Raw genomic sequence first — 26,687 nt, forward strand, 5'->3', positions numbered from 1 at the left:
GTTCATTATGGAAAATTCAATTTTAAAATCACCGATTATCGTCGTGGGCATGGGAGAATTGGGCAGTGTTTTCGCCCGCGGGTTTTTAAAACTAGGCTGTCCAGTACAAGGCATCACCCGCAATATGTCGATGCAAACTGTGGCTGAAAGCTTGCCAACCCCTCAGGCAGTCTTAATTGCAGTGGGGGAAGCCGATATTCACGCCACGCTTAAAGCTTGCCCCAGCGAATGGGCTGATAAGGTTATCTTAATTCAAAACGAACTCCTCCCCCGCGACTGGCAAACTACGCATTTAATTGACCCTACCGTGATTTCCGTTTGGTTTGAAAAGAAAAAAGGCATGGACAGCAAACAAGTTATGCCCTCTCCGGTTTATGGACAACACGCGCAGCTAGTGGCCGATGCTTTGGCAGAACTTGGTTTAGAAACTCGCATTTTAGAAACGCCAGAACAACTTAATTATGAGTTGGTGCGCAAAAATTTATATATTTTAACCACCAATATTGCAGGACTAGAAGTGGGGGGTAATGTCGATGAGTTGGCTAAAAACCATGCAGCAGTGATGAACGCGGTTGCTTTAGATGTGCTGGCCATTCAGGATTTTCTCACCGCCCAACAAAATAGCGTTGAACCTCTTATGGCGGGTTTATTAGAAGCCTTTGCTGGTGACCCGCAACATGGCTGTATGGGTCGTTCTGCACCGGCCAGATTAAAACGCGCCCTGATGTTTGCCGACCAAGCCAATTTAAGTGTTCCTACCTTACGAAAAATTGCTGCTCAACATTTATAAAGAGAACTTTGCACGACTAAAAGCAGGTCTAAAAGCACGCCCAAAATGACCAGGCCTGGTCATTTTTTAGAGGCTTTTTTATCTAATTTGCCAACCAAGTTGGCAGATGCTGTTTTAAGGTTTTGGTCAGGTTTTGCGGGGTTTGAGTTAAGAGGATTTCAAGGGGCGTTTCAGGGGGTAAGTGTTCGTGAATACTGTGCAAGGCTTTAAACATGGGCAAATCTTGTAAACTGGCTTCTAGTTTGCCACAAATCGCAACACAAGGCACATGATGGCGTTGCGCCATCAGTGCAATTTGCGCCGGTAATTTACCATATTGCGTTTGCTCATCTATCTTGCCTTCCGCGGTAAGTACACAATCAATTTTTTGTTCTTCAAATAAATTTTCCAGCGCCAGTAAATCCGCCAACAGTGTAAAACCTGAGACAAGCTTGGCATCTAAAAAACCCACAAATCCGCCGGCCATCCCACCGGCTGCGCCAGCACCGGGCAAGTTTCTGACCGATCTTTTAAACCTACGCTCCATCAAGTCCGCAAAGTGTTGCAAGCTGGTTTCTATCATCGAATACAAGGCTGGGGTCACCCCTTTTTGAGGGCCAAAAACTGCCGTTGCACCCAAGGGCCCTAATAAAGGATTGGTGACATCACAGGCAATCACCCACTCTATACTTTGCAGCCGTTCAAGGGTTATTTGCCCTTGAGGTTCAAAGCCAATCTTAGATAATTCGCTCAGTCCCTTAGGGCCTGGGCCTATCGACTGATTATGAGAATTGAGCATTTGAAAACCCAAGGCCTGTAATGCACCCGCTCCGCCATCGTTGGTGGCACTGCCCCCAAGTCCTAACACAATTTTTTTAGCTCCCATTTCTATCGCTCTGACCAAAAGCTGGCCTGTGCCATAACTGGAGGCTTTAAGGGGATTGCGTTCATCTTGACTGAGCAAAGGCAAACCTGAAGCCTGAGCCATTTCAACAATGGCTGTGCGACTGTCTGGCTGCCATGCAAAGGTTGCCGAAACCGCTTTACCAATGGGGTTTTGCACCTCCAGCGTTACCGATTGAGCCAAGCCCGCATAAAGCACGGCATCCACAAAACCCTCACCCCCATCCGACATCGGCCGTGACACCACTTGAATTGGCCACCCCATTTTTTTGACGACTTTTTCAACACTTTGGCAGATGGCAACCGCACTGAGCGACCCCTTAAAAGAATCAGGCGCAACTAAGAGCGTTTTGGGCACTTGGGGGTGGATAGGATTCATGTGCTCAATGCCTCCGTGAATTTGGCCCCTGCCTTACTGACTGGCAGGCTTAGGCGCAGTAGGTGTGGGCGCGGTCTTCTTAAAGTTATCGGGTAGTTTTCCTGAGCTTTCAACCAGCTCATCAATAAAGCGCAGCTTGCCTTTAACGACTTCAGAAATGCTAAATGGGTAAGGGTCCATTAATCCCAAACTGCGATTTAGGGCCGTCATGACTTGTGCCACTTTACCCCATTCCGCAAACCAATCGTCAAAGTCGTTTTTCTTGGGTTCATAAACACTCAAACCATAACTGACGGCTGTTTCTAAAGTGTCTACCATGTGCAAATAATGCGCCCAAGTTTCCGCCCAATCTTCGTGCGGATGACTGCCTGCATAGGGTGTGATAAAACGACTCATCCAACGGTTTTGCAGCCCCATATCATAGTATTTTTTGAGTGCTTCACCATAATCGGCGCGTTCATCTCCAAAAACTTGTCTAAAGGCGTCATGTCTGCCTGGAATATCAATTAATCTACACCAAAAATAATGTCCAATTTCATGACGAAAGTGTCCTAATAATGTGCGATATTTTTCGCCCATTTGCTCTTTCATCACATGTAAAAAACCTTCATCGGCTTCGGCCACATTAATGGTGATTAAGCCTTGATAATGGCCGGATAATACATGTTCAATTTCGGATTTTGGGTTACTGCGTTTATCTTCAAGAAAATCAAACTTCAAACCTTTAATCGAATCACCTCCCATGGGAGAAATCAATTTCAAGTCTAACAGTGCGGCCATCATACGGCGCTTAGCCATTTCGAGCAGACGCACGCGTTTTTTATTTTTTCGTAATTTTAAATCTGGCTCAGTTTGAGTCGTCCGACAGGACAAACAAACACTCGAGCCATCTTCATCAAAACTACTCACGACCCAGTTGCAAGCTGCTTCTTTGAAGCGATTCTTGCATATTTTCATCACATACTGATTTTTGCCCGAGTTTGAATGAGCATAAAACTGATAACCCTTGCGTAATTCGCCACTCCACAAGGTTCTTGCAGAAGGGTCATAAACCAAATCTCTGGCACACTGATTACAGTACAGATTGTTAAAAAATACTTCTTGCCCACATTGACAAAAAAAGCGTTTCATTCGGGCATTATCCTTGTATTGCTTGCTTAATTAACATTAAGCTGCGAGTTGTTTGGGGTTAAACCATATTTCATAAAATTTATTATGTACCGTTGATAACGCCATTTGCAGTTCATCCAAATAGTCGTGTAAAGCAGTTGAACCCACCTCATAAACCGTGTCTTGGTCGATGTGCAAAACCAAAGCATCCAACTCTTCTTTAAGTTCGCTAGAATTGGGCAACTTGGACACCACCGAGCTGACAAAGTTAATGCAAAAACGCACCGAACGCGCAAACTCTTTGTCTTTCATTAAAAAGTCAACCACATGCTGGCCGGTGATTTCGGTTTGTACATTTTGACGATACATAAAATATGCACTGACAGATTTTAGCAAATTTGCCCATAAAATACTGTCTGAAGGATATTCATCATCCACCACCGTTTCTTGCGACACGAAAAAACCGCCCACATCCAAAATACGCGAAGTCATGTCGGCACGCTCAATGGCTGTGCCCAGCATAATGAAACGATAGGTGTTGTTTTGGCTCATGGTGCTGGTCATCATGCCGGTCCAAGACTGGCATCCTTTGATAATTTTGTCGAGCAAGGCATTGCGTTTACTGCGCGATTCAAAATCTTCTTTATTTTCTTTGACCATTAAATAAAGTTCGTTGATATGCACCCAAGCCTCTCTGGGTAAAATATCGCGTGTCGTGCGCATATTTTCACGCGCCCACCACAAAGAAGACAATAAAGAGGTACTGTTGTCACGATCACTGAGTAACATGCTCATGCAATTTTTTTCGGTTTTGGCTTCATAATGTGTGTCAAAAAACACCTCGTTACTGGTGATTTGCACCAAGGTATACCAGTTCAATTTGACCGCCTTAGGCAAGTCAAACATCAACTGCGAAAACACTTTTGCTAAACGCGCCGTATTTTCAACGCGCTCAATGTAACGCGCTGACCAATATAATCTTTCTGCCACTTTAGAGAGCATGTTGTTCCCCTTCTGATCTTTCTGTTTTGACAATCCAAGTATCTTTACTGCCACCGCCTTGCGATGAATTAACCACCAAACTGCCTTTACGCAAAGCCACACGCGTCAAGCCGCCAGCGGTGACATAGGTTTTAGCGCCTTGCAAAATAAAGGGTCTTAAATCGACATGACGAGGGTCAAGTTCATCGTCACAGACGGTAGGCACAGTGGATAGATTAAGCGTAGGTTGTGCGATGTAATTGCGTGGATTTTCTTGAATAAGACCTTTAAAGGTTTCTAATTCTTCTTCAGAGGCATGAGGACCAATCAACAAACCATAACCGCCTGACTCGTTAGCGGGTTTCACCACCAACTCAGCCAAATGCTCTAACACATAAGCTCTGTCTTTAGGGTTACTGCACAAATAGGTGGGTACATTCGGCACCAATGGCTCTTCATTTAAGTAAAAACGAATCATATCAGGCACATAGGCATAAACCACCTTATCGTCCGCCACTCCACAACCGGGCGCATTGGCAATGGCCACATTGCCTGATTTCCAGGCGCGCATTAAACCTGGCACACCTAGAGTTGAATCTTCTCGAAACACTTCAGGGTCCATAAAAGCATCATCAATTCTGCGGTAAATGACATCCACTTTTTTCAACCCATCGATGTTACGCATATAAACACAATCGTCACCCAATACCACCAAATCACTACCTTCTACCAATTCAGCACCCATTTCGTGTGCCAAATAAGCGTGCTCGTAATAAGCCGAGTTATAAACGCCCGGTGTGAGAACAACAACTTCAGGAATTGGGTCGTCATTTGGTGATAAAGAACGCAACATAGACAGCAAGTTGGTGGGATATTGGTCAACCGGCATAATGTTCATGTCGTGAAAAACTTCTGGCATGACTTGTTTCATTACCGCACGGTTTTCTAACATATAGGAAACCCCTGAAGGCACGCGCAGATTGTCTTCTAAGACATACATAACACCATCTGCGCCTCGCACTAAGTCAGTTCCGCAAATACAAGCCCAAGAACCATGCTTGAGTTTCATGCCCACACACTCTGGACGATAGTCTTTAGACGAGGTAATCACATCTAGCGGCATAATGCCTGCCTTAAAAATCTTTTGCTCGTTATACACATCTTCAATAAAGTGATTCAGTGCGCGCAAACGCTGTGTTAAGCCTTTAGAGGTTTGACTCCACTCTTTAACATCGATGGCTCTTGGGAAAACATCAAACGGCCACAGACGGTCAATATTGCCTTTGTCGCTGTAAACCGTAAAAGAAATCCCAAACTGCGCAATAGTCGTATTGGCGTTCTTTTGCAATTCTTTAAAGTCTTTCGACTCTAGTTTGCTCATGTAGTCAAATAATTGTTCAGAAGCCAATCTTGGCTTGCCGTCTGCTTGAACCGATTCATCATAGATCCCTTCGGTGGGGTAATCTGCTAAAAGATGCGCCATACTTATTCTCTGCTTTGAAAAATAAAATTGTGAAATGTTTAAAAATATCAAAAACGGTTGTTGTTAATCAGTCATGGGTGCCCATAAGGCAGACACCCCATCAACGCTTTCTGGCATTAGCCATAAAGATTGATAAGGTTGTACCACCAGCTTTTCTTCGGCACTGCTGACACCCTGGTTGTCTAATAAATTAATCCAATAACTGAATCGTTCAATGCCGACGATTTGAGCAATATTGAGCAATTTAATATCCGGCGTTAAATTGTGAATTGTCAGCAACGGAAACCGTAAATTGGGACCATCACGCCACAAGGCAAAAAAATCTGCCCCCAAATCCAATACCTGTTGCGGTGTATCTGGGTGGAATGCCAAATGTTTTTTGCGTCTTTGTAATATATTAATCAGTCTTTTCAGAACTTCAGCATTCGATGTTCGGCCACTTTCAATTAAAGCCTGCAAGTAATCATAATCCCAACGACGGCGATTAATCGATCGGGTGCGCCCAGTTTTTTCAACACCCTCTTTATCATTAGGCGTAGCGATTAAACTGTGAATATAAAATGCGGGTATGCCTTGTAAAGACATCATAATCGTTTGTGAACAAATAAATCGTTCTACTTGCCATTGATCCGGTCCATTTGAGCTATGAGTTTCTCTAAAGGCGCTGAATAATGCAATATTTAATTCATAAGGGCTTTCTGTGCCATCGGGATTTGCCTTCATAGACACAAATCCACCCAAGCGATGCATACTGGTGACCAAATCCTCAATTTCTCGGGGCGGTAAAATGCCTTCTACTGGTCGCACCCCTATCCCATCATGCGAGGCGGTAAAGTTTAAAAAACTGCACCCTGGTGGTGGTGGGGCTAATTTAAGTGCCCAATCGGTTAAGTATTGTCCATCCCCACGATGTAATGCATGCAAAATTAACGGCGCTAAAGCAAATTGATACACCATATGTGCTTCATCTTGTTCGCCAAAATACGACAAATTTTCTTTGTGCGGCACATTGGTTTCGGTCAATAAAATGGTATTAGGATTTACCAATTCCATCACATCGCGAATCAGCTTAACCACTTCGTGAGTTTGCGGCAAGTGAATACAAGTGGTGCCCAATGTTTTCCATAAAAAAGCAATTGCATCCAAACGGATGGTTTTGACACCTTTCTGCAGATAGAGCACCAAAACTTCTAGCATTTTGAGCAGCACTTGCGGATTTTTAAAGTTTAAATCTATCTGGTCTGCACTGAAAGTTGCCCACACCATTTTTCGACCACGATGGGTATAAGCCGGCACTAACAAAGGCGTATTACGGGGGCGCGTGACTTGAGAAACATCTTCGTCACCTTCCATTTCAATAAAAAACTCGTTATAGGGCGCCAAATTGGCTTTGTAATCCGTAAACCACAAACTTTCACGCGAGATGTGGTTAATAACCAAGTCAAACATGAGCTTGTAGTCTTGCCCTATGGACTCTATGTCTGGCCAATCGCCCAAATCTGGATTGACTTGGGTAAAATCAATCACCGAAAACCCATCATCTGAACTATAAGGGAAAAATGGCAAAATATGCACATTATTGATGGCATTTTTAATGTATTTGTCTAAGAAATCTTTTAGGGTTTCGAGCGGTTTTTGACCTTCTTGTAAAAAAGTATCTCCGTAGGTAATCAGCATAACATCTTCATGTGACCACTTCGATTGTCGATGCATATTTTGCGCTATTTTTGGCAATAAAAAACCCACTAGGTCAGTATAAACCCGAACGCCATCGCCCTTACCATAAATAGTGATTAATCGAGATTTTATTTGTTCAAATAGCGCATCATTCATCGTTCTTTCCTACACTTTTAGGCGGCTTACAACCTGTCTAAAATTGAGCGGGCTTTTAAGGCTGATTATCCAACTCTACCGCTTCTTGGATTTGAGCCAAAATGTCTGGACAAGCACTGACCACTCGATTCCAATTCGCCATAAATGGAATCTCCCCTGGGTTATCCATAAAATCTTGACCCGCTTCTAAAATGTTTTGAGCAAACAATTCAATCACCTGCTCCTCGGCGTGCAAATCCAACTTTAAGCCATTCATCTCCGCATCAAACGCATAAGACTCTAGTTGATCCAATGCGGTACGATAATATTGCGCTCTAATGGTTCTTAAGGTTGCTGGCGAAAACTCATGCCCGCGCACCGCTAACTTGCGATACAAGGACTTCGCGATGTCTTGGCTCATACGCGACAGGCCGGCTTGTTTGTTGTCAAACGACACATCTTGGTGTTTGTGGTCATACACATCAGCAATATCCACTTGGCAAACTCGGCGATTAGAGTAGTTACGCAAAACCTCAGACATCACGCCTATTTCAAGCCCCCAATCCGAGGGGATGCGAATGTCTTGTAAACACTGCACATCCATCGCAAATTCACCGGCTAAGGGGTAACGAAAACTGTCTAAATAACTCAAGAGCGTATCTTGCCCAACCACCCCTTTCAAAGCGCGCAATAAGGGTGTCACCAATAATCTTGAGGCCCTACCATTCAGTTTGCCATCGGCATAACGCGGATAAAAACCCTTGGCAAACACAAAATTAAAAGTGGGATGTGCCACCGGATAAATCAACCGTGCCAATAAACTGCGGTCATAGGTAATCACATCACAATCGTGTAAGGCCACCGCTTCGACTTTGTCTGAAGCCAATAAATAGCCAAAACAATTCCAAACATTACTGCCTTTGCCGCGCTCCTTTGGCGCTAAATCCATTTCTCTCAGTTTTTCAGTAATGGCCTGCATTCTAGGCCCATCATTCCAAATAATTTTGAAGTCTTGCGGAAGGCCCGAGAAATACTCTTTGGCATAAGCAAACTGTTTGGCATCTGCTCTATCAAGCCCTATCACGATTTGCGTGAGATAAGGCACTTTTTTGAGCTCTTCAACAATATTGGCCAAAGCTGGCGCTTCTAACTCACTGAATAACGAGGGTAAAATTAAACCCAACGGCTTTTTTTGACCAAATTTAATTAACTCTTTTTCTAACTCTTCAACGGGTCTATCCGTAATATTATGAAAAGTTGTAACATTGCCATTTTGAAAAAAATCACTCATTTACTCCCCCTTGAGTTTGCGTCTTGATGGTTTCAGGTGATTCACCAATTTAAAAAAAATAAATTAACCTGCCTTGGCGTTAGCAGAAAATAATAAGGATTCAACCGCATTCACCCAGCCCATAGGCGCGGGATCTGAAGCATAGATGGCATTAGACACTTCTAACACACGACCACTCGCATTGGGTAAAACCACTGCAAAATCGGCATAATTAAGCATAGATAAGTCATTTTCACTGTCACCCAAAGCAATGGTTTGACAATGCTGACCACATGAAAAGTATTCTTTATTGACTAAAAAGTGCATTGCATCAGCTTTATCGTGATTACCCATCACATGATAAAAGCGCCCGCCTTGCTTTAACACCAAATGTTCCGCCGCTAAAGCCTGCTTAAACAATTCTAAGTTTTCGGGCGAATCTTGCCATAAAATCGGCTCGGTCACTTCTCGCTCCATCGCCAGCACAGCATCATTAGAATGTAGACCGGTGTGCCCCATCACTTCTGAAACCGTCCAGTCCCCAAAACCTTCAAACTGCCAATGATAATGCTTACGCAAATGTTTGATATAAGAACGAATTTCAGCGTAGGGCTGACCAATGAGAATTTTATTTACACCAGTGCCTGTATTATTAAGCACTTGCAAAACACCACCATTTTCGGCAATTAGAGGTAAAGGAAGTGATAATTTAGACTGCCAAGCCTCAAGCTCAGCTAGGGTTTTGCTAGAATTTAAAATAACAGGAATATTGGCCGCTTTTAAGCGCGCCAAAATTGGACAGACTGCAGCGTAATCATAAGTATGATGATTTAACAAGGTTCCATCTAAATCGGTAAATATAATTAACTTGGACATCTTTGCGCACCAACCTTATAAACTACATAAGGCTTTTAAAGCTAAAGATAAACCAATAACTATATTTACATTACATTCATAAGGTTATTGACATTAGTTAAACTTTTTCAGCATTTAAAATGCAAAAATTGCACCAAATTTAACCAGGCCTGGTTAAATTTGGATGCTTTTTAAACAAAATAAACTCGCAATTTCAAGTAATCGTTTAATCACTATTTGGGCGTTTTTCTTGAACCCAATCATCATCTTGCCGCGGATCCATTTCAGCTAACATCTGTGCAGACGCTGCCGGAATAGCCACATATATATTTAAGTTTTCATCAGGAATTCGCTCATTCATCAGAGCATAGCCGCCCAACATTAAAGCAAAGCCTGTTAATACGACAAAAAAGAAATCCACCGAAAACCCTAAAACAAACCCCAATAATAAGGGCGCAAAAAAGGACCCTACGCCATAAGAAAACAACAGGCTACGACTGATTTCTATGATGTCTCTGTTTTCATCAAAAACATCATTGGCTCTTGCGACACTTAAAGGGTAAATACTAAATAAACTCATGCCCAATAAGAATCCTAAACCATACAAAATGACCAAACTATCGTGCCAGATTTGCGGTAAAAACAACATAAGCAGTAATACACCCGCACTAAAAAAGCCTGCCCAAGCCAAGAGTCTTCTGCGGCCAAAACGATCGGATAAAATCCCAACGGGCAATTGAGCAACCAGACCGCCTAAAATGGTCAAAGCCATAAAAACCGAAACCACATTCGTTTGCTCAAACACCCCTAAAATATACAGTGGCATCATAGTGTAAAAAGAGCCTACAAACACCCCGCCTATAAAACTGCCCACTAAAGCCAACGGTGCAATCGATAGCAACTTAGGCATACTGTAGCGTTCAAAAGGCTTTAAAACAGGCTGAATCACTCGAGTGATGGCCACTAACACCAAAGACCAAAGCACCAAAATAGAACCTAAAATAAAAATCGTGTTAGAAGACATTGCAAACATTAATAGCAATTGTCCCAAAGCCAATGCCAAGAAAAACACTATGGTGTAAATGGCTAAAATTTTGCCACGATCTTCTGTTGCACTTTTTTCATTCAGCCAGCTTTCTAACACGATGAGCATAGAATAAAACGCAAAACCCGAAAACAATCTGAGAACACCCCAAAACCAGGGATCAAACCAGAGTGCGTGACCCAAAAAAGTGATGACCATAATGGCCGAAAACGCGGAAAAACTTCGGGCATGCCCGACCGTCACAATGAGTTTTTGACTGAAAACGGCCGACAACATCGCCCCTAGAAAAAAGGCGGCATTGATTAAACCTATCACACCCGAACTGAGGCCTTCCTGCTTTAAGAATACGCCAATAAAAGTCATTAACAATCCATAACCCGTGGCCAGTAACGCGATTGAAAAAAACAAAGAAGAAATAGGCAGCAAAGCCCTTTTAAAAAACAAATGACACTCCAAACTTTATACAAAACACTCTAATTCAGTGGCTTATTCACAAATAACTTTTTTAATTTAAACATAGGCACAAGCCAGATAAAAGCAGTTATTGAAATGCCTAAAATCTTCATAAACGCCGAATACGCCATTTAAAGCCTCCATTTTTTTTGAATCCCTGAAAACTTTTTACCTGACATTTTTATTCTCAACCGAGGCAACTTTATAATCTGCGGCATGAGCTAATGGCTGCAAAAAAACCATAACTTTCCAGACCTACCGCTCATAATCCGTATAATGAAAATCCATTGTTAAATTTTTTAATTAAAATTATGGGTTAGTTTTTGTTAGTTATTACATTTTTAAGTTTTTTAATTCTCTTTTTATTCATAGGGTTAGCCTCCTACTTTTCTAGCCAGAAAACCACCGAAGACTATCTTCTTGCTGGCCGCTCAATCTCTCCTGCCCTGGTCGGTTTATCTGCAATAGCCACGAATAACAGTGGCTTTATGTTTATTGGCATGATTGGCATGACCTATACATCAGGGCTTTCAGCCATTTGGCTTGCCCTAGGCTGGATTCTGGGCGATTTTATTGCCAACTTTATTGCCGTTAAAAAAATACAAATCATCGGTCATCAAAAAAATATTCAATCTTATGGCGAACTTTTGGCAAGTTGGCAAGGCAAAAACTTTAAGAAAATTAGAGTGCTTGCCGGGTTTTTAACCCTTATTTTTCTGGTTGTTTACGCGGCAGCACAGCTAAAAGCTGGTAGTAAAGCAACGGAAACTATGCTGGATTGGTCGGCTTCAAGTGGCATAGTCATCAGTGCAATGATTATTTTGGCCTATAGTTTTGTCGGCGGACTTAGAGCCTCTATTTGGACAGATGTTGCCCAATCTATTGTGATGATATCTGGCATGTTATTGCTACTTTGGGTTGGCACCCATCATTTTGGTGGCATAACCAACACCCTTGCAAAGCTACAACTCGTTTCTGAAACTTACATGAATTGGTTTTCAGGCACCTATTTTGAATGGCTATTATTCTTTTCTGGCTGGGTCTTTGGAGGCTTAGGCGTTTTGGGGCAACCTCATATTGTTATTCGGTTCATGACTTTAGATAAGGTTGAAAATGTTAATAAAATGCGACTTTATTATTATTTTTGGTTTTTAATTGCTTTCTTAGCCACGATTGGCGTTGGGCTATTAACCCGCCTAGCAATTCCCGAATCTGCAGGTTTTGATGCCGAACTGGCGCTTCCAACTATGGCCAATCAACTCTTGCCAGAGTTTTTGGTCGGCATGGTTTTAGCCGCCATGTTTGCTGCAACCATGTCAACGGCTGACTCTTTAATTTTGGCGTGCTCCGCTGCCATCACCAAAGATTTATTACCGCATAAAAAGTTCAATCTCATCACAACCAAACTGATTACATTATCAATCTTAGTCTGCGCTACACTCATGGCATTAAGCAATAATGATACGGTTTTCACCTTGGTTTTATACGCTTGGGGAATATTAAGTTCGGCTTTTGTGCCGTTAATTTTAATCTACGCCTTCAACAAACCCATTACCGAAAAACTTGCCTTAATGATGATCATATCAGGCCCAATCGGCTATTTGTTTTGGAAACACTCAGACAATTCAGCCCTGATTTATGCCGTAGCTTTAGGGGTTATGAGTGGATTATTGGTTTATTTTATCGGGCAATTTCAAATAAAACGCATCAAACATGACTGAGATTACGACCCTTGAAAACCTAACAGCCTTATTTCCACAACCTAAGCCCTTGGTTTTAGATAAGGTGGTACAAAAGTTAGACCCTCACACGCGGCATTTTTTAAGCCTGTGTTCAATGGCTGTCTATAGCACCATTAACCCTCAAGGTCATGTTGATACATCGCCAAGAGGTGGGAAAGCTGGATTTATAAAGGTTTTGAATGATTCAACCTTATTACTCCCCGAATATGCGGGGAATCATCGCCTCGATACCTTAAAAAACATCCTTCTCTCAAGTGATCAAGAAATGGGCATTTTATGTTTCGCACCTGGCATCGAAGAAACTTTACGCCTAAAAGGGACTGCCAAAATATTCGACAAAACGGATAATGAAGCACTTTTTTGTCATTTTGATACTCAGCCAAAAATCGTTATTCAATTTCAGCTCCACACCTTATATTTTCAATGTTCATCGGCACTTAAGCTTGCTCAATTATGGCGCAAATCGCCCTATATTAAGGCAAAGGAGTGGCCCAGCATTTACAAAATAATTAACGACCAAATAATTTACAATTTACAAAATAAAGATAAATAAGTTTAATATTCATAATCTTAACTTGATATTTTAGAATAAATACTTATAATTAGCTCGCTTTACAACGCTTTAAAGGTTTTACAATTACATTCTCACAGACAAACAATGTTGTTTTTTCTGCACCAGAATTATCTGATGGACTTGCGATTTACCACCTAGTGAAATCCTGCCCACCCTTAGATTTAAATTCGTCTTACTTGTATTTTTTACAAGCCAGCCACTTTGCAGATACTTGTATTCTTGCCAAACAAAACAATAAAATTGTAGGCTTTATTTCTGCCTATATTCGTCCCGATGAAGCCAATAATCTTTTTATTTGGCAAGTTGCAGTTGCTGAAGAAATGCGCGGCCAAGGTTTAGCGAAACAACTGCTCAATCATTTGATAATGCGCCCACACTTAGCAAACATTGACACCATCACTACCACTATCAGTCCGTCAAATTTATCGTCTCAAGCTGTTTTTAGAAAAATGGCTCAACATTTTAACTGTGACATCACTGTTACCTCTTTTCTTGATTCAAGTATTTTTGGTCAAGACACTCATGAAGCTGAAGACTTATATACCCTCAAGTCTGCACAAGCAACGCCACTTATTAAATGCTTACAAAGCCAAAAGGATTAACCACATGCCTCTATCTATTTTTGACCAATATGAATCAGAAGTGCGCGGATATATTCGCTCATTCCCAACCATTTTTAGCCGAGCAAAAGGCGCTGAAATCTGGGATGAACAAGGTAAACGCTACATAGACTTTTTTGCCGGTGCTGGCGCTTTAAACTACGGCCACAACAACCCACTGATTAATGAAGCCATGATTGAACATCTTCAAAATGATGGTGTGCAACATGCACTAGACATGGGAACAACTGCTAAAAAAGACTTTATGCAAACCTTTGTAGACAACATTTTAATTCCTAGAAAACTAGACTACAAACTGCAATTTGTTGGACCAACAGGCACAAATGCTGTTGAAACTGCTTTAAAAATAGCTCGAAAAGTTAAAAAGCGTAAACAAGTGATAAGTTTTACCAATGGCTTTCATGGCATGTCAATGGGGGCTTTAAGTGTGACAGGCAATCGTTATTATCATGATGATAACTATGGTGTTCCTGCCTACACCACTCAAGTGCCTTTCCATAAATATATGGGGGCTGAAGTCAACACCATGGCGTATCTGCGAAAAATTTTAGACGATGCGTCTTCAGGACAAGATTTGCCGGCGGCCATTATTTTAGAAACCATTCAAGCCGAAGGTGGTATTAATGTTGCCTCGAATGAATGGCTTCAGGAATTACGCGCCATTTGCGACGATTTTGATATTTTGTTGATTGTTGACGATATTCAAACAGGCAATGGACGCTCTGGGGACTTTTTCAGTTTTGAGCGCTCAGGTATTACGCCAGACATAGTTACCCTTTCTAAGTCAATCGGTGCTGGACAACCCATGTCACTGCTACTTATGAAAAGAGAATTAGATCAATGGCTACCCGGCGAACATTCTGGAACTTTTCGCGGTAATAACCTTGCCTTTGTTGCGTCAGAAAAAGCCATATCTACCTATTGGAAAGATGCTGCATTTTCGGATGAAATTAAGAAAAAATCACGCTTAGTCGAACAACAAATGCAAACCATTAAAAACACTTACCCTGAACTGGTCAAAGAGGTTCGCGGATACGGCATGATTTGGGGAGTTGAGTTTAAAGACCCAGAATTGGTATCTCATATTTGCTCTAAGTCATTTGAACTTGGGCTTGTCATAGAAACAGCCGGTTCAGAAGGTCAAGTCATCAAATTTTTAGGCCCTCTAATCATCTCTGAAGACTTAATTAATGAAGGCTATGAGATTTTAAATCAAGCCATTCAAGAATCAATTGCGGCTTAAAACTCCCTAAAATTTGCAAAGGAAATTTCATGATTGTTAGAAACTTATATGATGACATTATAGGGTCAGAGTCAGATGTTGATACCCAACAATGGAACAGCAGACGACTTTTGCTGGCCAAAGATGGCATGGGATTTTCATTGCATGACACCATTATTAAAAAGGGTGAAGACCTACACCTTTGGTATAAACACCACTTTGAGGCGGTTTATTGCATAGAAGGTGAAGGACAAATTTTAGAAAAAAAAGATGGCAAAGTGCACGATATTCGACCTGGAACGGTTTATGCCCTCAACGAAAATGATGCTCATATTCTCAGTGCCAATAAGGGCTGTGATATGCGCATGGTTTGCGTATTTAACCCGCCTGTTACCGGTCAAGAAGTTCATGATAAAGATGGGGCTTATGCGCCACATCCTGAAGCGGACTAACACCATCAACAACCTTTCATCAGCGAATCTTTTCAATATTTGTCATGTAAAGATTCGCACATCGCTCATCATGCACATCCATAGGTTTAACCTAAAGAAGTTTTATCGATTTACCGACTTTAAAGAGTAGCACGCCATGAATTTACTCAAACAATTCACTTTAGGTCAACGCCGCGCGTTAACTTTTGCAACAGACACCCATACCCAGCTGAACGATCAAAAAACGATTGAGTTAATAGACTTTATCCTCAAATCAAACTTAGCATTGCCCAATACCCAAGCCTGTTTAAGTTTTGTAATCTTACAAACGGCTTATCGTTATTATGCTTTTTCAGAGCGTTTGCTCAACCAAATCGAAAAACCTGAAATGGCACAAAGCTATTCCCTTGAGCAATTGCCAAAACATTTAAAGGCACTTCAAAACACCCTCGGTTTTTATCAACATATTTCTGTTCAAGCCCATTTACCAGAAAATAATCTTGTCAGCGTGCAAAGCTGCACAAATCAATTATTTGCCATTTTTGCCTTGCACTTCAAACCACAACTCCTAGACTTAGAAACCCATTGGCAAAAAGCCTTATCACTCTTAATCCCTTTTAGCCGAGACGAGCTTATTTACGAACCTGCTTTCTCAGCAACCCATTTGGAGTTTATGAAAGCTGTCGATGAAACCCAATGCATTTTTGCGCCTACTGGCAAATATTGGGGAGCAAACGAATGGGATGAAACCTTGTCTTTTCAAAGTAATGTTGAAGGGTTTAGCCAAGACTTTTTCAGATTTATGAGTCTTGCTAAAAAAGAGGGATTTAAAGGATTTGCTGTGCGATTTCCGGCCAGTTATAGCGCATCGCTAGAAACCTTGTCACAAACCGTTGCGCAGTTTTTTCAGGCAATGAACCAAGTCGACCCCGCACAATCGGCTTGTTTAAAAAATAACATTACCGAGCCAGGTTGGAAATTTACCTGGGCAAATGAACCGATGTTTTTAACCGCTTTTGGGACCTGTTATCCGCTTAAGCACCCCAGAAATCCTTATGGATTTAACCATACTTATTTTTTCTTTCAACCTGATTTTGTTTTAAGAAAACATCCGGGCTTAACCGATGGTAAAGAACAACAATCTAGAGAACGCATCCTGCAAAATTTTACCCGCAACGACATGGCTTATGACAACCAAGGCAAAGAATTAGAAGTTCAACGCTATATTCGTCCCATGCAAGCCACCGACCCAGCGGTCAATTGGTGGCAATACTTGGTTTAAATTTGAGTGTAAACGCATAATATGAACGGTTTTCTAAATATAGCATATTTTTCAAAGCCTTAACTTTGTGAAAATATCAGTGCGATGACTTTATTTTCATAACTGTCGGTAATTTTATATTCACGATAACCTTGAGAAAGCTGATAACCCACCAGATAGTTGATGTGGTTAATCTCTACTTCAAAAGTACCATTGTCTGAGCGTAATGCACTTAGATTGAACCCTAATTGTAAATGAGAACCCACTTCAAAATTCATGGGGTTTTCGGTGATTGAAATCACTTGAGCATGATCATCTACAAAAGCGGCGAATGCGCCGGGAATACTTTGCCCATTCACATCTTTGGGTAAAAAATCTTCTAAAATGGCTTTAAACTCTGGCTCTGCATTAAACACCACGCCTACCCCGCCAACATTTTCATATCTTGATGAAATCGGTTTGGCAATCGACGCATAATAAATATAGGTAGGTTTATTTTGATAAAGAGGGGTTTTTTCAAACGCTGAAACACGGTAATCAATCGGGGTTTGCAATTTGAGCGCCGCTTTTACCCCCGATAAATGACCGATGTTTGAACCGAGCATCTTCTGATTTTTGGAATCAGACATCGCCACCACATCTGCATTTTTATCAAAAATAATAATATTTTCATAAACGGTATAGAGTTCGTTAATGGCTTTTAAGACATCCGTCAACTCATTCCTTTGCTGATGCGTCAGCGGTTCTTCAAGGCTAAGTAAGCGTCTAAAATTTGGATTGACCGACCACCAACGGCAGTCATTTGCCCGCTCATACAAGTTTCTGTCCATAATATCCATGGCCAGTTTGGCTAAAAAAGAAACCTCGGCGGCTAGGGTTTGATGGGTAACTTGGTAAATATGTTCTATGGAAGTCGCAAAGATTTGGCGGATTTGTTCACCAATTTCCTGAAAGGAGTCCAACACTGGTAAAAACGCTTTGACCTTATTTTTAAGGGAAATGATTTTGCCATTCAAGACAACGATCAACAAGGCCGTATTAATTTCAAGATTCAGTTCATTTAAATCATGGGGGAATAACGCAGAGGTTTCATTCAACTCAAAATGATGTTCTGCAGCATCACTTTTAAAGGCTACATCTAGCGGGTGTAAAACAACACTTTGCCAGGGCAGCCCTTTAAAACCTTGATAACCCTCTGCCTCTGTAACATAAGCAAAATATTGTCGGCCACTGAAAGACACTATTTCTAATTGATTGGACTTTAACGCGGGTAGAGACTTACCCATTTCTGTCGAATGCTTGGCAAACATTATGTTTTTGGCTTGATCACATAACAAAAAGTTTTCTGACGATGGCTCACTTTCTGCTGAATGGCTTAAAGTATCGCTGAGTTGCGTTAACTCATCTACAAACTTAAAACTTAAACATAAAATCCCTACCACCTTGCCCTGGCGATTGCAGATACGTTGCAAATAGCTTAAGGGCAAACTTTGTTTAGGAAAAATATCGAGCGGCTTATCGTATTCAATATAGCCATCATGCGTAACCACCTTTGACCAAATATCGTTATGAGATTGTATCGGCGCAATTTCTTTATCCTCACGCACCAATACCTTTCCAGTTGGACTCAGAATGGCCACATCATCATAAACGCTGTACTTCAGAACATAGGAAGTTAGGCGTTCTTGTAGGTGAAACAATTTTTCTTTAGAAAAATCTTCCGCCTCTAAAAAGCCAACAATATCATCATCTATGGCTAAAAATCCGACATCCGCGGTTCTTTCAAACAAGTTTCGATTGAGGGTATTGATAAAGGCTTGTGATTTCAGTTTTAGGCTAACGCTCACTTTATCCAAATAGCGTTGCACCATGTTCTCAATTAAATTGGCACGGAGCTTTTCAAACTGGGCTTGGGTTTCGGTAATGGATTCTAGTAGCTGACCATCCATGTCTTGATTATTCACTTTACCGACCATGGCAACCACTGTCCACCAAAGGTTTTGCTTTTCTAAATCGTCATCGTACTGACGAATTTTAGGAATAAACTTGGTCATTTGTGGAAGGTTATCTAACATGAGTTTGGTTTCCCTGGTTTACTTACTTTCCTAATTAAAAGCCACAATCATTTCAACTTTTGCAATTAATGCTCTATCGCTTCTAAACGGGACAGGGCTTGGTCAAGCTGTTGAGTCACTAGTACAAACTCATCTAACAAGGCATCTTTTTCTTTCATTAAGGCAACATTCACGCCGTTGGATTCAGACTCTTTTTGGGTTTGCATCAAGTCAATGACCTGCTTGACTAACCGATGCTGTCTAAGATGCAAATCAACCGTCTTTTTAAACTCACTTGAGCTTTGAATACTGGGGGCAGCTTGAGCAATTTTTTCCAGAGCAACGCCAACATTACATAAATCTGGATTGATGGCTTTTTCAACATCTATCTGAACATTAACCCCGTTTAAAAAAGACTGGGCGTTGGTTCGCCAAATACGCATACTTTGACGAACATCAGACAAATTAACGCCATAAAATTCGGACGAATTTTGAATTAAAGCGTGAGCCATTTGCTCATCAATCAGGAACTTGCTGGTTTCTTTGCCTAATAAAATTGCCTGCTCTTTTAGAGATTCTGCCGCAGACGAGGTTTCTTCAACCAAGGCGGCATTACTTTGAATATTACTGTCTAGGTGACCTATTGCCGTGGCAACTTCTGTGACGGAATGCTGCTGCTCTTTAATCGATAAAACCACCTTATCTAAGGCAGTTCCCATAGAAGTGACTTTTTCATTCACGATTTCAAAAGCCTGATTGGTTTCTTGTACTTTGCTAACCCCTTGTTGCACCTTACTGACCGACTCATCAATCAATAATTTAATTTCTTGTGCGGCAGTGGCTGATTTTTGCGCCAGACTTCTGACTTCTCCAGCAACCACGGCAAAGCCACGCCCATGATCCCCTGCGCGCGCCGCTTCTACCGCGGCATTTAGCGCGAGTAAATTGGTTTGAAAGGCAATGCCATCAATCAAAGAGATAATATTTGAGATTTTTTCTGAGGTTTGTTGAATATCTTCAATGGCAGACACAGTGGCTTCTAATGCACTTTTTGCCGTGGCATTTTCACCCATGGCTTGATTAGCCATGTCATTCACTGAGATCAGTTCTGCCGCATTTTCTTTTTGCAAACCATGCACCATTTGCATAGAGGCGTTAATTTGCTCTAAAGTGGCGGCAGCTTGTTGGGTTCTGTCAGACAAATCTAAGGCCGCTGCCGAAGATTCTTTAGCCGCGCTACTCACAGTTTCTGTGGCGCGTTTGATATAAAGTACAATACCACTCAAATTATCCAGCGACACATTGGTGGCACCTTTCATGGCTGCCAGAGAGCCTTGTAAATCTTTCTCTACTCGCCCTCTCAAATCACCGGTGGCTAGATTGGTCATTACCATCACCATGTTTTCAATAATGCTGTTAAGCTCAATCAGCAATGAGTTGATGTGATTGGAGGTATCGAGAAAAAAGCCGGACAAACCTGTGGTATTAATCGACAAATTGGTGTGTCCTAAAGCCGCCATTTCTAAAGTATCTTTAAGATTATTTTCAATTTTTCTTTGTTGGGTTAAATCCACCCACTCAATCACCGAACCAATTTGTTGTTGAGCATCATTAAAAACGGGTTGAATTTTTAAGTGAATAATTAACTCCCCTAAAACCACTTCGGACTCTTGGGCATGTTCCATATCGGCAAACACAGGCTGACTGAAGACTTCACTGATGGGACGACCCACTAGTTGGGTTTCGTCAAAGCCTTTTGAAATCGTTTTAAGATGAGCGCGATGCGCATTTAAGAATTTTTGCATTTGTTGGTTTAAATATAAAACTCGCCCGCGTTTATTAATCATCATCATATTCGCCGAGGCACTGTGTAATGCCGAGCGCAAGCGCGTGGTGCGCTCTAGTTGATTTTTGGCTTCGTCAACCATAGCACCGAGTTGAACTTGCATCATTTTCACCGCCGCAATCAAACGACTGAGAGAATGGTCACCATAAAAATCAACTTGCCCGGTAAAGTTGCCCTCGCGCATCATATCCATGACAACTTTAGCGCGTCCTAAACGCTTGAAGGCATAGGTTCTGCCCGCCAATGAAAATGCCAAAAACCCTAAGCCCAATAATAATGCCCAGCCACCGTGCAAGGTAAAGACATCAAATCCCGCTAAGATTAACAATAATCCCATCACGCCAATCATCATCACCATTAAATTAATGGGGTGAAAACGATTGAATAAACACATTCTTTGCAACGGATCTAACACATAACCATTGGTAATTTGCTTATTGCCGCGATGAATCTCTTTGTATAACTTGGCAGCAGCGGCTTTGGTTTCTTCTGAAATGGCGCGTCTAACCGACAAAAACCCAATGATTTTGCCATTTTCTAAAATAGGCGTAACATTGGCTTCTACCCAATAATACTGACCATCTTTACAGCGATTTTTAACAATTTGCACCCAAGGTTTGCCCGATTGCAAAGTGGCCCACATATCTTTAAACACGGCTTTAGGTACATCAGGATGGCGCAAAATATTATGCGGCTGACCAATGAGTTCTTCTTTTAAATAACCACTGGCATCTACAAAAGCATCATTCACTTCAAGAATAGTGCCTTTTAAATCCGTTTTAGAAACGATGGTTCCTAATCGTGAAATGTCTTTTTCAAAATCGCTCATGATGCCCCCATTGGCCTTATTCAAATAGAAATCTGTACCGTTGCTGCGGATTTGTCGTGATAAAACACATCAAAACACAGCACATATAATTGACCTTCTAGGGTCATGGATTTGGAGAGTGTTAAACAAAGTTGCATATCAATCAAAGAACGATATGGCTCTGAAACATACAATTGTTCTGGGTAAGTTTTGGCTTGTACAAAATAGCGGCGATTTTTCCAACACAAGCCCTTGCCTTTGCCCATAAATTCAATTCGGCTATCTAGGTTTTCCTTTAAATTTTCTTCACTGACTTGATAACCTCGTTCATTCAAAATGAAAAAACGCTTCACAAAACTTAAAGATACCCGCTCTTGCATGGCTTCTTCTAAATCTTGCAGCGTCAAACAGCTGTCTAAATTTTCGTATAAGGTTTCGTAACCTTTTTGCTGGATATTTTTAACAAACTTTTGTTCCGCCAAATAAGCCGGATACTGTTCCGTCACTTCACGAATGCAAGCTTCGCCTTTAGGCACTTGTTCAAGCAAAGCGTTAGGACGCGCAAAATAAAAACCCTGCACCAAATCTACCCCAACATCCATCGCCAATAAGGCTTGATCTTGCGTTTCAATGCCTTCTAATAAACACACGCTGCCAGACTGCTTTATCAAACGAACCAAGTTGCGCAAGGTATTTTGACTGCGCAAACTTTTGGTGGCTTCTACCAAAACTCCGCGGTCAAGTTTGACAATATCAGGCTCTACTTTCCAAATTCGGTCAACATTAGAATGCCCCGCACCAAAGTCATCCAGCGCAATCAAACACCCGATTGCTCTTAATTGCGTTATGATTTCTTTAAACAAAATCTCATCACGAATTTCACTTTCCACCACCTCAACCACAATTTCTCGACCATGAATGGTCATCTCACGCACTAAAGACTCTAAACATAAATCTTCAAGTCTTTTTATGGAGGCAATTTCGATATTGATAAACAACCATGCATTAGGCACTTTATGGTCTATCCAATTGTTTAAGTGCATCGCATTCAACTGATAAAAATAATCGGACGCATTAAAATCTTCTGGTATCTCCAAACACTCTGCAACTGGCACTTGAAAGCCCGTTACAGGATGTGTTCCTCGCACCAAAACCTCCGCCCCAATACAGGACTGATTGGAAAAGCTATAGATTGGCTGAAAAACTGAATAGAGCGTTTTATCTTTAAGCTGCATCGTGTGTTTCTTTTCCTGTTGAAAAGGCGATTTTTTAAACAATTGCACTTTGTTTTCCTATAGCAATCAGTGTTCTACTTTGCGTTGTTTTTCATATAAAAAACGCAACACTTCAGAACGATAATGGTTATAAGTAGGGTCATCCGCTAAAGCCAAACGGTCGCGCGGATGGGGTAATTCCACTTTTAAGATTTCACCAATCGTGGCTGCTGGCCCATTGGTCATCATGACAATTCGATCCGACAATAACACTGCCTCATCAACATCATGGGTAATCATAATCACGGTGTTGTTCAATTCCTTTTGAATTTCCATTAATGAATCTTGTAAATGCGCGCGGGTTAAGGCATCTAACGCACCAAACGGCTCATCCATCAACATGACTTCTGGCTGCATGGCCAACGCTCGGGCAATCCCCACACGCTGTTTCATCCCACCCGAAATTTCATCTGGGCGTTTGTGCATGGCATGATCCATGTGCACCAACTTGAGGTTATGCTCAATCCATTCTTTTTTCTCTGCGGCCGTTTTGGTTTTTTTAAACACCTGATCTACCGCCAATTCCACATTTTCGTATGCAGAAAGCCAAGGCAATAATGAATGGTTTTGAAACACCACCGCTCTTTCTGGACCAGGCGCATTCACTTCGCGACCATCCAATAAAACGCCGCCTTCTGTGGCTTCATACAAGCCCGCAACAATATTTAAAACCGTTGATTTACCGCAGCCCGAGTGACCTATCAAAGAGATAAACTCACCCTGCTCTATTTTTAAATTGACATCTTGTAAGGCTCTAAACGGGCCTTTAGGCGTGGGGAACTCTATCCCCACATTCGTTAATTCTAAATGTACTTCTGACATAGGATTCTCCAAAATTTTGATTAGCCGTTCTTAACGCAACGCGACCGATTTATCCCAAGACACCCAGCGTTGAATCATCAACATGCCTCTGTCTAAAAAGAAACCGACGATACCAATCACAATCACCGCTACCATAATTCGACCGAGCGAATTAGAGCTGCCATTTTGGAACTCGTCCCACACAAATTTGCCCAGGCCTGGGTTCTGTGCCAACATTTCTGCGGCAATTAACACCATCCAAGCAATCCCTAAAGAAATACGCAAACCGGTAAACATCATTGGAATAGAGCAAGGCAATACAATCTTGCGCACATGTGTCCACCAGCTTAAATTAAGCACCTTGCTGACATTTTTTAAATCTTGCGTCACCGTAGCCACACCCGCCGCGGTATTGATAATGGTTGGCCATAAACAACACAACAACACGGTAAACATCGAGTTTAAAAACGCCTTATCAAATGCAGGGTCGTCTGTGACATATACCGCCGACACCACCATAGTGACCAAAGGCAACCAAGCCAAAGGCGAAACCGGTTTAAAAATTTGAATTAACGGATTCACCGCCGAATAAGCATTGGCACTCAAACCAATCACTATGCCAATCGGCACGGCAATTAAAGATGCCAAAATAAATCCACTCATCACCGTAATTAAACTGCGACCAATTTGATCAAAAAAAGTTGGCGGCCCCACATAGTCACGAATGGTGACATCCGCACTCGGATCTTTTTCTAACTTTTTGGCATTACGCTCTTCTTGACGCTGATAAAACTTCTCTTCTTTAAGAGCAGCGGCTTTGGCTTCATCTTGTAATGAAACAAACTGCTCATAAGTTTGCACAGGACCAGGAAACTGCCCCAACGAGGTATTAATGTGCGAAGCCGCACCCTGCCAAACCATTAAAAAAATTAAAATGCCTGAAATCGGTAAGCCAATCATTTTTACAATGGTATTTAGCTGACCTCTGCGGTCTTCACCGATGGCTAATTTGTAAAAGGGCTCAATAAACGCCCACTTTAAAGGATTCATACGCTTCACCTTTGTATCGTGAAAAGCCCTGACTCAACAGGGCTAAAGGGTTTGAAAAAAAATTACAGCTTGTCTTGACCTTTCAAACCAATTTTTAAACTATCAATATAGGCGTTTGGCTTAGAGCCATCGTAAGGAATGCCATCCATAAAATCATTTTGCACACCACGGAAACCGTCTGTTGTCATGACTTCAGCAAACTCCGATTTTTGCATCACGCCATCTTTAATCAACTCTGCCACGGCCATTTTATAAATGTCTGGACGGTAAACTTTTTTCGCCATATCGGTATACCAACTGTCGGGCTTGTACTCAGAAATTTGCCCCCAACGACGCATTTGCGTCATATACCAAATGGCATCTGAATAATAAGGATAGGTGGCGTTATAACGGAAGAACACATTAAAGTCTGGCTCTGAACGCTTATCGCCCTTTTCATATTCAAAAGTACCTGTCATAGAGTTAGCGATAACTTTGTAATCTGCCCCCACAAAATTGGGTTTAGACAAAATTTTCACCGCTTCTGGGCGATTTTTGTTGTTCTCTTCATCCAACCATTTCGCCGCACGAATCATGGCTTTCACCACACGAATTGTCGTATTGGGGTACTGGGTATAAAAATCTTCACGCAAGCCAAATACTTTTTCTGGGTTGTTGGTTTGAATCGAGTTATCCGAAATCACTGGCACACCTATGCCTTTAAATACGGCTTGTTGGTTCCAAGGCTCACCAACGCAATAACCTTCAATCGTTCCAGCTTCCATGGTGGCAGGCATTTGAGGTGGTGGCGTGACCGATAACAACACATCAGCATCCAAGGTTCCGGCGGTGTTGCCTTTTTCTGGTGCATAAAACCCTGGCTTTAAACCACCTGCTGCTAACCAATAACGCAATTCATAGTTGTGCGTAGATACCGGGAAAACCATTCCCATTTTAAAAGGCTTGCCTTCATTTTTATATTGCTGAACCACCGGCTTCAAAGCCGCCGCGCTGATAGGATGCTTGGGCTTACCCCCTTCCATCTCAACATGAGGTTTCATCGCTTCCCAAGTTTTATTAGAAACCGTAATGGCATTACCATTTAAATCCATCGATAAAGGTGTAATAACATTAGCCTTAGTCCCATAGCCAATCGTCGCGGCAATTGGCTGACCCGCTAACATATGCGCGCCATCTAACTGACCATCAATCACTCGGTCTAATAATACTTTCCAGTTAGCCTGGGCTTCGAGTTGCACATAAAGACCTTCGTCTTCAAAAAAGCCTTTTTCATAGGCAATCGCAAGAGGCGCCATATCGGTAAGTTTAATAAAGCCGAATTTCAAATCAGGTTTTTCAGGTTCGCCCAGCGCCATGGCTGAAGTGCTATAAATACCTGAAGATAAAGCTAAGGCTGCTGAAACTGCTAGAACAGATTTCTTAAGAAAAGTACGACGAGAAGATGATGTTTTCATGAGTAAACCCCTTTAAAGTAAAAAAATCAAAATCGGCATTGTTCCCTAATGAACCATCTGACTTCCTTTTAAGGGGATGCTCAGTGAAACCTCTTTAAAAGTAAGAAGGTTCATCAGAGCATCAACACTCAATCTATCTACTTACAATAAAACAGTTAATAAGCCAACTCTAATATAGCCATATATTTCAATAATTTAAGATTTTTCATTAATTAAAAAGCACCGACAGAAACCCCACAATCACACCAAATAAAACATGGATGCACCAAAAAGAAAAATAATAGGCAATAAAAAACCCGACAGAGCGGGCTTTAAAATAATGGAATAAATCAAACCTATTAGCAGACTAAAGTCTACACCCCACAGTTTTGCAGGATTTGAGGCGAAGGCTTTAGCCTTCTTTTTTGACAGAATCGCGCAACTGAGCAGACTCAAGTCTGCGCCCCATATTTCAATTCAATCGGGGTGAAGGCTTTAGCCTTCCTTTTGG

21 protein-coding genes are annotated in these 26,687 nt (G+C 41.6%); 7 read left to right on the forward strand and 14 right to left on the reverse strand.

Annotation, left to right across the window (positions count from 1 at the left end):
• Nucleotides 1-7 precede the first annotated feature (7 nt).
• Nucleotides 8-790 (forward strand): hypothetical protein, encoded by a 783-nt coding sequence (locus THMIRH_RS07420; RefSeq protein ID WP_173291487.1) that lies wholly within the window; start codon nucleotides 8-10, stop codon nucleotides 788-790.
• 82 nt (nucleotides 791-872) lie between these two features.
• Here the strand turns inward: THMIRH_RS07420 and THMIRH_RS07425 are convergent, their stop codons facing one another.
• From THMIRH_RS07425 to THMIRH_RS07460, 8 genes are all read right to left on the reverse strand, one after another.
• A complete protein-coding gene (locus THMIRH_RS07425; RefSeq protein ID WP_173291488.1) occupies nucleotides 873-2,051 on the reverse strand; it encodes a glycerate kinase in 1,179 nt (392 codons plus the stop codon).
• Between the two features lie 33 nt (nucleotides 2,052-2,084).
• Nucleotides 2,085-3,182 (reverse strand): zinc-binding metallopeptidase family protein, encoded by a 1,098-nt coding sequence (locus tag THMIRH_RS07430; RefSeq protein WP_173291489.1) that lies wholly within the window; start codon nucleotides 3,180-3,182, stop codon nucleotides 2,085-2,087.
• Between the two features lie 36 nt (nucleotides 3,183-3,218).
• Nucleotides 3,219-4,163 (reverse strand): alpha-E domain-containing protein, encoded by a 945-nt coding sequence (locus THMIRH_RS07435; RefSeq protein ID WP_173291490.1) that lies wholly within the window; start codon nucleotides 4,161-4,163, stop codon nucleotides 3,219-3,221.
• Nucleotides 4,153-5,625, reverse strand: a complete 1,473-nt coding sequence (locus THMIRH_RS07440; RefSeq protein WP_173291491.1) for a circularly permuted type 2 ATP-grasp protein — start codon at nucleotides 5,623-5,625, stop codon at nucleotides 4,153-4,155. Before THMIRH_RS07440 ends, THMIRH_RS07435 begins: the two co-directional genes overlap by 11 nt.
• Before the next feature lie 63 nt (nucleotides 5,626-5,688).
• Nucleotides 5,689-7,458, reverse strand: coding sequence for a sugar phosphorylase (locus tag THMIRH_RS07445; protein ID WP_173291492.1), 1,770 nt, complete (start codon nucleotides 7,456-7,458; stop codon nucleotides 5,689-5,691).
• 55 nt (nucleotides 7,459-7,513) lie between these two features.
• Nucleotides 7,514-8,728 carry a glycosyltransferase family protein gene (locus THMIRH_RS07450; RefSeq protein ID WP_173291493.1) on the reverse strand — a complete coding sequence of 405 codons (1,215 nt, stop codon included), beginning with the start codon at nucleotides 8,726-8,728 and terminating at the stop codon, nucleotides 7,514-7,516.
• A gap of 63 nt (nucleotides 8,729-8,791) precedes the next feature.
• The gene (locus THMIRH_RS07455) at nucleotides 8,792-9,583 is read right to left on the reverse strand and encodes an HAD-IIB family hydrolase (RefSeq protein ID WP_173291494.1); all 792 of its coding nucleotides are present in this window, start codon (nucleotides 9,581-9,583) and stop codon (nucleotides 8,792-8,794) included.
• Nucleotides 9,584-9,788: 205 nt separating this feature from the next.
• Nucleotides 9,789-10,970 (reverse strand): MFS transporter, encoded by a 1,182-nt coding sequence (locus tag THMIRH_RS07460; RefSeq protein ID WP_243831407.1) that lies wholly within the window; start codon nucleotides 10,968-10,970, stop codon nucleotides 9,789-9,791.
• Between the two features lie 413 nt (nucleotides 10,971-11,383).
• Here THMIRH_RS07460 and THMIRH_RS07465 point away from each other — a divergent pair, with 413 nt between their 5' ends.
• From THMIRH_RS07465 to THMIRH_RS07490, 6 genes are all read left to right on the forward strand, one after another.
• The gene (locus THMIRH_RS07465) at nucleotides 11,384-12,781 is read left to right on the forward strand and encodes a sodium/proline symporter (protein ID WP_173291496.1); all 1,398 of its coding nucleotides are present in this window, start codon (nucleotides 11,384-11,386) and stop codon (nucleotides 12,779-12,781) included.
• A complete protein-coding gene (locus THMIRH_RS07470) occupies nucleotides 12,774-13,355 on the forward strand; it encodes a pyridoxamine 5'-phosphate oxidase family protein (protein WP_173291497.1) in 582 nt (193 codons plus the stop codon). Before THMIRH_RS07465 ends, THMIRH_RS07470 begins: the two co-directional genes overlap by 8 nt.
• A gap of 158 nt (nucleotides 13,356-13,513) precedes the next feature.
• The gene (gene ectA, locus THMIRH_RS07475) at nucleotides 13,514-13,978 is read left to right on the forward strand and encodes a diaminobutyrate acetyltransferase (RefSeq protein ID WP_243831408.1); all 465 of its coding nucleotides are present in this window, start codon (nucleotides 13,514-13,516) and stop codon (nucleotides 13,976-13,978) included.
• 4 nt (nucleotides 13,979-13,982) lie between these two features.
• Entirely contained in the window at nucleotides 13,983-15,239 is a 1,257-nt protein-coding gene (ectB, locus tag THMIRH_RS07480) for a diaminobutyrate--2-oxoglutarate transaminase (protein ID WP_173291498.1), read from the forward strand.
• Between the two features lie 29 nt (nucleotides 15,240-15,268).
• Entirely contained in the window at nucleotides 15,269-15,670 is a 402-nt protein-coding gene (locus tag THMIRH_RS07485) for an ectoine synthase (protein WP_173291499.1), read from the forward strand.
• 136 nt (nucleotides 15,671-15,806) lie between these two features.
• The gene (locus tag THMIRH_RS07490; RefSeq protein WP_173291500.1) at nucleotides 15,807-16,931 is read left to right on the forward strand and encodes a YqcI/YcgG family protein; all 1,125 of its coding nucleotides are present in this window, start codon (nucleotides 15,807-15,809) and stop codon (nucleotides 16,929-16,931) included.
• 59 nt (nucleotides 16,932-16,990) lie between these two features.
• Here the strand turns inward: THMIRH_RS07490 and THMIRH_RS07495 are convergent, their stop codons facing one another.
• From THMIRH_RS07495 to THMIRH_RS07520, 6 genes are all read right to left on the reverse strand, one after another.
• On the reverse strand, nucleotides 16,991-18,985 hold the full coding sequence (locus THMIRH_RS07495) for a cache domain-containing protein (protein WP_173291501.1): 1,995 nt from the start codon (nucleotides 18,983-18,985) through the stop codon (nucleotides 16,991-16,993).
• Between the two features lie 65 nt (nucleotides 18,986-19,050).
• Nucleotides 19,051-21,639 carry a methyl-accepting chemotaxis protein gene (locus THMIRH_RS07500; protein WP_173291502.1) on the reverse strand — a complete coding sequence of 863 codons (2,589 nt, stop codon included), beginning with the start codon at nucleotides 21,637-21,639 and terminating at the stop codon, nucleotides 19,051-19,053.
• A 20-nt stretch (nucleotides 21,640-21,659) separates the two neighbouring features.
• Entirely contained in the window at nucleotides 21,660-22,901 is a 1,242-nt protein-coding gene (locus THMIRH_RS07505) for a sensor domain-containing phosphodiesterase (protein ID WP_173291503.1), read from the reverse strand.
• Nucleotides 22,902-22,919: 18 nt separating this feature from the next.
• Entirely contained in the window at nucleotides 22,920-23,714 is a 795-nt protein-coding gene (locus tag THMIRH_RS07510; protein WP_173291504.1) for an ABC transporter ATP-binding protein, read from the reverse strand.
• A 30-nt stretch (nucleotides 23,715-23,744) separates the two neighbouring features.
• A complete protein-coding gene (locus THMIRH_RS07515) occupies nucleotides 23,745-24,743 on the reverse strand; it encodes an ABC transporter permease (protein ID WP_173291505.1) in 999 nt (332 codons plus the stop codon).
• A gap of 62 nt (nucleotides 24,744-24,805) precedes the next feature.
• Nucleotides 24,806-26,197 carry a CmpA/NrtA family ABC transporter substrate-binding protein gene (locus THMIRH_RS07520; protein ID WP_173291506.1) on the reverse strand — a complete coding sequence of 464 codons (1,392 nt, stop codon included), beginning with the start codon at nucleotides 26,195-26,197 and terminating at the stop codon, nucleotides 24,806-24,808.
• Nucleotides 26,198-26,687: the final 490 nt, after the last annotated feature.

This window comes from Thiosulfativibrio zosterae (assembly GCF_011398155.1).
GTDB lineage: Bacteria > Pseudomonadota > Gammaproteobacteria > Thiomicrospirales > Thiomicrospiraceae > Thiosulfativibrio > Thiosulfativibrio zosterae.